Genomic DNA, 6,908 nt, shown 5'->3' with positions numbered 1-6,908 from the left:
ATAGAATTGAAAATAACTCATGCCTTTTTGTCTTTTTTTATACTGCACGGCATAATTCCTTTTTTGAATATAGAAAATAGGGTTTCTAATTTAGCGTTCTGATTAAAAGAAAATAAATATTGATGAATGTTTATCATATTTAACCTGTCATTATATTTTTCATTGAATTCATTTAGAAAATTATCGTATTTTATGTTATCAACTAACCCTTGTTTATTTCTTATAAGATATTATTTTCTTTTGCTCATATTTTCTTTAACTTGATCCTGGGTAGATATTTTTACTCTATCAAGGATATCTTTTTCTGCTTTTTTATAATCCTCATGAAGATAAAACTCGGATACCCGATCAGAGAAAAAATCACTTCAAACCATAGAGTTGCCTGGTATGTCTTGATCGAAAAAAAGTTTTAATGCCCTATCTTTATTATGAATAATTTCATATTCATTAAACTCTTCAATAGAACCGGATAAAAAATCCGAACTTTTAAAAAATTTAACAGGTTCCATATAAAAATTTATTATCTCACCCATATTAAATTATCCTAAAATTTTACTCCAGAGATCAAAGATGCTTTGTCTTACTTTTTAATTTACGTCTTTCCCCTGAATATGAGTGTTATACCTATTTTTTGGTTTAATAATGTTGCTATTCTCCATATCTTTTTTGGCTATATTTTTTATGTGAGTTACTTGTTTCGATATGGTATTAATTTATTGATTTAAATTTATTGTATCCAGAGCATTGCTTATTGCATCAGTATATCCGTGATGATTACCTTGATGTTTTGCCATTGCACTAACCCGTCGGCGTTGGCATGGGTATTCACCTTGGTAAGAAAGAAGCCAGCCGGAAGCGATGCCGGCTTTTTGCTGTTTCAGAGAAAAAGCAGAATAAAATAGTTAAAATATAGTCTATGTATATATTTACTATGAGTATTATATTTTTATGTATTATTCCTTTTTTTATCCTCTTATTTGTTTTATATTTTTTTTTGATTTAAATTATATATTTAATATATAAGTCTAACCCCGTAAGCTATTTGTTTTAAACATAAAAATAACAAAGCTGAAAGATCATGGGGATCTTTTTGGCTTTTTACTATTAGCTTAGGGTGATTTTATTTTCCCTTTTTTGACATTAGCTTTAATGTCGTATCTAGAATCTACACAATAGTGATTCAAGACTTCATCTAATTTAATTAGCTTTATTCCTTTGATATTTTATTTACTTAATTTTTTAGCTACTTTTTATGAAATAAAGATAAATCCTGCTAATAAAATAGTCCGTATTGAAAAAATATCATAATTTAATGATTCATTATGAAAAGATAATTTATGAGGAATTAAACTTCTATATTTAATAGATGTTGAAATTAACTTTTTTAAAACACTAACGCTTAATTTAAATTCATTGATAATATAGAAAAATCTATCAGATAGGACACAATCCATATTGTGTTGATAATAATTAAACCCCAATTTCCCAATATTTTTATTACATAATAAATACAAAGTATTAGGGCATTCCTTATCTAATAGATAATAAGGCATATCATGCCTGGAGCCTTCATAATCCCATTTTTCATTAATTTTCTTCTCGGTATCTACTATAGCATGAGGGTATCTTGGCATGAGTGAAGAATTATAATCGTTCATTAATACATAATAATTCATTCATTTACTCTCCACATTTGGTTGTAGACATTTGACCAGACTATATTTTATTTTTCGTATCCATCTGATTATTGTTTTTAAAATCATATTTTCTTCATGTGGATGAAAAGCATCATTAAGAGTCATTTCAATAATATTGTTCTGATCATGGATAAAGAAAATTTCATTTTATAAAAAATATAACCTTGGCAATAAACTGTTTTTTTTGAGACGGAATTAAACCATTGGATTAATTCTCTTATAAGAGAGCCATCGGTAAACTCCGTGTGGGTATGCGCCCCGCTAGATTATAAGAAGGCCGGAAGATTACGCGGATCTTTCCGGCTATTTCATTATATTTACATAGTTTTATCGTAAAAACTTAGCTCGTATTCTTCCTCACTTATAGCAATAACCTTCATTGGGTTAAGCAATAAAACGCACACATCAAACGTTCTCTTTAATGCATAGCAGCTAGATAAAAAGCATTGTAAGTCAATAATATTAAATGAAAACATCACTATTCCTTCAAAAAACATATAGTAATTATAGTGTTCACCAATATGTATTTTAGAACGCATATACGAGTATACTTCCTCCTCTTTTACAGGAAGATTTAACTTGCATTTTGGTTTTTCTCTGTTTCTCAAAATATTGCTACATATTTCTTTATGCCATTGAAACTCTTTTTCGTTAAATAAAGATATAAATATATTTTCAATTCCATGAATTTTATCAATATATCTCTTTGCTCTTAGCAGCAATAACTTCTCTTCAAGTTTATTATTCATAATAGATATGGTGATCGTTGGTCTTAGGGTCTGTTATCTTCTGGTATCTGTTTTCTTTAAAATCATATGTTCTAGGATTAGCTCCTGTTTTTGCTTGACCAGCATGTGCATGTGGATATGCCGCTCTAGGATCAGCGGTATGCTCAAGCACAACTTTCTTATAACCACGTCCATCCATATATTCGTAATAACGACCATGAGAACCTGCATCTTCTGAATATTGATAATTCGTTTGTCCTCTTCGTTTAGGATCATTTCCAACTGTCCATTGTCTAGCTGGCTGCTGTGAACGTGGTATTCCAGCTAAATCTTTAGCTTTATTTAACGCTTGGCGGCGATTCAGTTTTGGCGGACAACCCGCTAATCCCAGAGGATCAATCCAGTTTGCCGGATTATGCACGTAACTGTAAGGATTTACTCCTCCGGCTAAGTTCAACGGGTCTGGCGATAAGTACTGGCCTGTTTCACTCTCGTAATAACGGTGCCGATTATAAAACAAACCGCTTTCCCTGTCTTCGTACTGACCACAAAACCGGAAATTACACGTCAGATTCCGCCCTTACATTGAGAGTCAAGTAGAATAGGGCCGGAAGATCTCGGGGATCTTTCCGGCTTTCTAATTATAAATCTTTAACTTAAACAATGAGCTATGAGTTTATATGTTTATCCAGCTCTTTTTCGCATGTATACATTAGGCCAAGTACGGGATTGTCGTAATCACTATAGATTTCTAGATACCCTCTGGTCATATTCTTCACAATATTGTCTTTTAGCTCCCCTGATTCTAAAGATAAAAGCGTTTTTTTATAAAGGGTTATAATTGAATCTAATTTGTTTTCTTGTCTAAGTTTTGCTAGTGACTCCAAATCGGAAATTATGTTTTTGACTAAACTTATTAACTCTTTGTTATTCATGTGATTGTCTCTATTTTGATGGAATAGATTTCATATTCTTTATCCAAGATTGATCCCAATCTCTAGGCAAGAGGATTTGAGTTGCTTCCCCCTTGAGAACTGCTCCAGATTTTGTTGTTTGCGGTGCAACTTGACCTACATGGAGCGTAGTTCCTCTAGGAACTAATATTTGAGCTTCAAATTCCCTGGTATTTTTCCATTCAGGTAGAAGAGCTGCATCAATTTTGGCTTGTATGCGATTAGATGTCGGAAGATCTGATACGAATGAGCCGCCCGGTTTAGCATTTCCACCATAAACACGGTATACGTATGTATCCTGAGTTGTGACTACAGTTTTATATTTACCGTCTTTAAAGGAATCAACTATCCAACCATCTAGTTTAGCTTTTTCAATTTCGGTATATGATTCACTTGAGAACAGTTTTCACCCGCTAATCCCAAGGGATCAATCCAGTTCGCCGGATTATCATGAATAAGACCGGAAGATCACGGGGATTTTCCGGTTTTAATTACTATTTATAAATATCTGTATTCATATTTAGATGCAATTATTTCTACATGGCTATCATTGCCATTAATCAAATAATGCTTTAAATCAAATATATTTTTAGGATCATATAATGACCTTTTACTATTCAATATGTTAGAGTTAATCACTTGATAAAACCCTGGATCTGGGTGATATCCATTTCTTGCCCAAAATTCAATTCTATTTATTGTGAAATTCTGTCCTTCTATTGAATAATTCTGATGATTAATATCAAAGAAATTCATAGTAATACACTTGACCTCAGCCACAGTAAAAAAATGAATCTCCATATTGCGATATATATTATTTCTAAAATCATCAATACTTTGAGTGTCAAGTCTCAATTTGACGCCCCCTGATTCTGTATAAACAGCTTCAAGGTCTGTAGTTGATATTTTAAACTCTGTTTTTTCTGGTATTAACTGTATTGTCATATCATTTCCTAATTCTTTTTGCAGCCAATTGTCTTAACAAGCCCAGAACCATCTTTATTTTGTGTAATATTTATAGACCTAGACGGTGGCCTATCCCGAATATCCTCTACTAAATGTTTCGGCACGTGTTCATAAGGAACATGTATTGCGTGTTGTGGGAATTTTCCAGATTCAACCAACGCTGCTAATCCACGGTTATTAAGTGTTACTGGTTTACCACTCACAGGATCAGTTGTGTATGAGATGACAAAAACCTCAGGACTAATTTTTCCTACATGAATATCTTTTGCTACATCCAAAATAGGTCTTCCTGTTATCAAAGGATCTGCCTGACTTCCAATATTACTAAAGTTTGGTGCTATTCTATTTTGACCAAAATGTAAATCTTTAGGGAATTCTGTAATTTCACCATGTACAAATGGATCAATTCAGTTAACTCACATTGAAGCGCTGGCCTTGGCCCAATTGGCTAAGCGGCTGAACTGGGTAGAGATACGCGCCTGTGCGGTTGATGATACGGAAGCCTGGGTTATCAAGGCCGCGATAGGGCGGCTCCAGTCTGCATTGGCGTATCACGGGTATTCACCACGGTAAGAAAGAAGCCGGCCGGAAGCGATTCCGGCTTTTTACTGTTTCAGGGAGAAAACAGAATAAAATAGCTAAAATATAGCCTATGTATATATTTACCATGATTTTTATATTTTTCTGTATTATTTCTTTTTTTATCCTCTTATTTATTTTGTATTTTTGTGATTTTAAATTATATATTTAATATATAACATCAACCCTGTGAAATATTTATTTTAAGCATAAAAATAATAAAAAAGGCCGGAAAGATTGCAGGGATCTTTCCGGCTTTAAATTTAACTATTCATATTTTCCAGTAAACATAAATTCTTCAAGTATGTTAATGAACTTGGCTTTATCTCTTGTTTGCTTGCTACCTAGGAATTTTTCCTCTTCTATTTTTCCTGTCTTTTTATTTGTTTTTATGATAAAAAAATCTAATACAAATAAACCGTTAGGATCTCCTTCTGGTTCATACCGTGAATCAAAGCAAAGGCCATCAAGAGAATTATGTCCACTAATCAAAATTGATCCATAGAACCAATCCATATTTTCTTTAGTAGGTTCATAGTCATAGAAATTATTTACATCAATTACCCACCTACTAGGTATTCTCAAGGGCTGAATATTCTTCCATATATCTTTTTTCATTAACGAACTCCGGGAATGTATTTTCCGACTTGTTCCAACGATGCCGGGAAACTGTGAATAGTAGGAATAGGGGCATTCGTCATTTCGATTCTTACCCAATTGGTCAATTGCCCTTCATTATACCCAACATGACCGGTAGGGTTTTTATAGAACATGAATCGAGTTCCGCCGTGGTCAAAAGCATGGCCATTGCGAATAGCTCCATATGCAGCTTGTTTCTCAAAGCCAGCTACCTTACTTGCATATTCCGGGAAATAAGATGCTTCAGGTCTTTTATCTAAGCTTCCTTTACCTACACTCAGATTTTTAGCTTCATTAATATCTTTTGCGTTGATATGTTTTGTTGCATGACGACCAGCCGTAGGACGTTGAGCATTATAAACATCTGTTCGAAGGGCCTTGCGTTTATGGTATCCAGTAGGATCACAACCCGCTAATCCCAGCGGGTCAATCCAGTTCGCCGGATTATGCACGTAACTGTAAGGATTGACTCCTCCGGCTAAGTTCAACGGGTCTGGCGATAAGTACTGGCCTGTTTCACTCTCGTAATAACGGTGCCGATTATAAAACAAACCGCTTTCCCTGTCTTCGTACTGACCACAAAACCGGAAATTACACGTCAGGTTCCTTGGGTCGTTGACCGTCAGCACCGGCCAGCGCTCCGGCTCGCCCCAGGTCAGTAATCGGCCCGCCCAGAGCAGTTCTCCCTCCTCGGTCAGGATTTCCCGCACCGTCCCTTGATGGTCGCTCACCACATAGTACAGCTGGCCTTTTTCATACCGGGCCGAGGGGGTCAGGGCACCCGGCTCATAGAGCCAGTGAATGCTCTGTTCATAGTCAACGGTGCCGTCCGCATACACCGGCGTCTCTTCAATCAGCTGCTCTCCGCTCCACAGGTAATCGTAGCCGATTATCGCGGTCGGTTTGGCCGGCGGTCCGGCGGTGTCGGTCTCCTTCCGCTTGCTAATCCGTCGCCCGAAGGCATCATAACAATAGCGCCAGCGCGTTCCTTCCGGGCTGATAACCCCGGTCAGCCGGTCGTGCGCGTCCCAGCGGTAGCGCCAGGTCCGCGGCCGGTGACCCCATCGCTGCTCGGTTTTCTCTGTCCGCCGCCCGTTTTCATCGTAGCGATAAGTGCAGGCGCCGTGCTGAACGACCCGGCCGGCCTGCTGGGTGTGGTAGGTCTGGCGCAGGTCTTCGCTGAGCTGTTCCGGCACCCGTTTGTGGTAATGGAGGTTCTGGCCGGCATCATACACAAACTGTTCGTCACAGGCCCGCGGCCCGCCAAACTGGGCGGTCACCACCTGGTCGTTCGCATTGTAGCCGTAGCGCGTCTCGTCCCAGAGCGGGTCTTCAATGCAGGCCAC

At 36.9% G+C, this 6,908-nt stretch carries 10 protein-coding genes; 1 reads left to right on the top strand and 9 read right to left on the bottom strand.

Annotated elements, in window-relative coordinates; all coding sequences use genetic code 11:
• Window positions 1-365: 365 nt before the first annotated feature.
• From OO184_RS24195 to OO184_RS24165, 7 genes are all read right to left on the bottom strand, one after another.
• Window positions 366-533 (bottom strand): hypothetical protein, encoded by a 168-nt coding sequence (locus OO184_RS24195; protein ID WP_265381356.1) that lies wholly within the window; start codon window positions 531-533, stop codon window positions 366-368.
• A 717-nt stretch (window positions 534-1,250) separates the two neighbouring features.
• Window positions 1,251-1,676 carry an Imm43 family immunity protein gene (locus tag OO184_RS24190; protein WP_265381355.1) on the bottom strand — a complete coding sequence of 142 codons (426 nt, stop codon included), beginning with the start codon at window positions 1,674-1,676 and terminating at the stop codon, window positions 1,251-1,253.
• A 338-nt stretch (window positions 1,677-2,014) separates the two neighbouring features.
• Window positions 2,015-2,446, bottom strand: coding sequence for a hypothetical protein (locus tag OO184_RS24185; protein ID WP_132355235.1), 432 nt, complete (start codon window positions 2,444-2,446; stop codon window positions 2,015-2,017).
• Window positions 2,439-2,996 carry an RHS repeat-associated core domain-containing protein gene (locus tag OO184_RS25395; RefSeq protein ID WP_265381357.1) on the bottom strand — a complete coding sequence of 186 codons (558 nt, stop codon included), beginning with the start codon at window positions 2,994-2,996 and terminating at the stop codon, window positions 2,439-2,441. The genes OO184_RS24185 and OO184_RS25395 overlap by 8 nt, the downstream gene beginning before the upstream one ends.
• A gap of 97 nt (window positions 2,997-3,093) precedes the next feature.
• Window positions 3,094-3,360: a hypothetical protein gene (locus tag OO184_RS24175; protein ID WP_139657234.1), complete on the bottom strand. Its 267-nt coding sequence runs from the start codon at window positions 3,358-3,360 to the stop codon at window positions 3,094-3,096.
• A 516-nt stretch (window positions 3,361-3,876) separates the two neighbouring features.
• A complete protein-coding gene (locus tag OO184_RS24170; protein WP_265381354.1) occupies window positions 3,877-4,323 on the bottom strand; it encodes a hypothetical protein in 447 nt (148 codons plus the stop codon).
• Between the two features lie 8 nt (window positions 4,324-4,331).
• Window positions 4,332-4,622 (bottom strand): hypothetical protein, encoded by a 291-nt coding sequence (locus tag OO184_RS24165; RefSeq protein ID WP_265381353.1) that lies wholly within the window; start codon window positions 4,620-4,622, stop codon window positions 4,332-4,334.
• Between the two features lie 157 nt (window positions 4,623-4,779).
• Between OO184_RS24165 and OO184_RS25535 the strand changes: the two genes are divergently transcribed.
• Entirely contained in the window at window positions 4,780-4,917 is a 138-nt protein-coding gene (locus OO184_RS25535) for a DUF7706 family protein (RefSeq protein WP_446500479.1), read from the top strand.
• Window positions 4,918-5,190: 273 nt separating this feature from the next.
• On the opposite strand, the gene OO184_RS24155 is transcribed toward OO184_RS25535, so the two are convergent.
• Together OO184_RS24155 and OO184_RS24150 are read right to left on the bottom strand one after the other, a co-directional pair.
• The gene (locus tag OO184_RS24155; RefSeq protein WP_265381351.1) at window positions 5,191-5,541 is read right to left on the bottom strand and encodes a hypothetical protein; all 351 of its coding nucleotides are present in this window, start codon (window positions 5,539-5,541) and stop codon (window positions 5,191-5,193) included.
• Window positions 5,541-6,908: RHS repeat domain-containing protein (locus OO184_RS24150; RefSeq protein WP_283256380.1), on the bottom strand; the 1,368-nt coding region annotated here is incomplete at its 5' end. The genes OO184_RS24155 and OO184_RS24150, both read right to left, overlap by 1 nt.

The sequence above is a fragment of the Photorhabdus aballayi genome, from assembly GCF_026153155.1.
Classification (GTDB): domain Bacteria; phylum Pseudomonadota; class Gammaproteobacteria; order Enterobacterales; family Enterobacteriaceae; genus Photorhabdus; species Photorhabdus luminescens.
The sequence above is the reverse complement of the archived record's forward strand: the minus strand, read 5'-3'. Positions and strand labels throughout refer to the sequence as shown.

Excerpts from the sequence above, each read along its gene's own strand:
- OO184_RS24170 (WP_265381354.1), bottom strand. The coding sequence starts at position 4,323 with ATGACAATACAGTTAATACCAGAAAAAACAGAGTTTAAAATATCAACT.
- OO184_RS24195 (WP_265381356.1), bottom strand. The coding sequence starts at position 533 with ATGGGTGAGATAATAAATTTTTATATGGAACCTGTTAAATTTTTTAAA.
- OO184_RS24185 (WP_132355235.1), bottom strand. The coding sequence starts at position 2,446 with ATGAATAATAAACTTGAAGAGAAGTTATTGCTGCTAAGAGCAAAGAGA.
- OO184_RS24155 (WP_265381351.1), bottom strand. The coding sequence starts at position 5,541 with ATGAAAAAAGATATATGGAAGAATATTCAGCCCTTGAGAATACCTAGT.
- OO184_RS24190 (WP_265381355.1), bottom strand. The coding sequence starts at position 1,676 with ATGAATTATTATGTATTAATGAACGATTATAATTCTTCACTCATGCCA.
- OO184_RS24175 (WP_139657234.1), bottom strand. The coding sequence starts at position 3,360 with ATGAATAACAAAGAGTTAATAAGTTTAGTCAAAAACATAATTTCCGAT.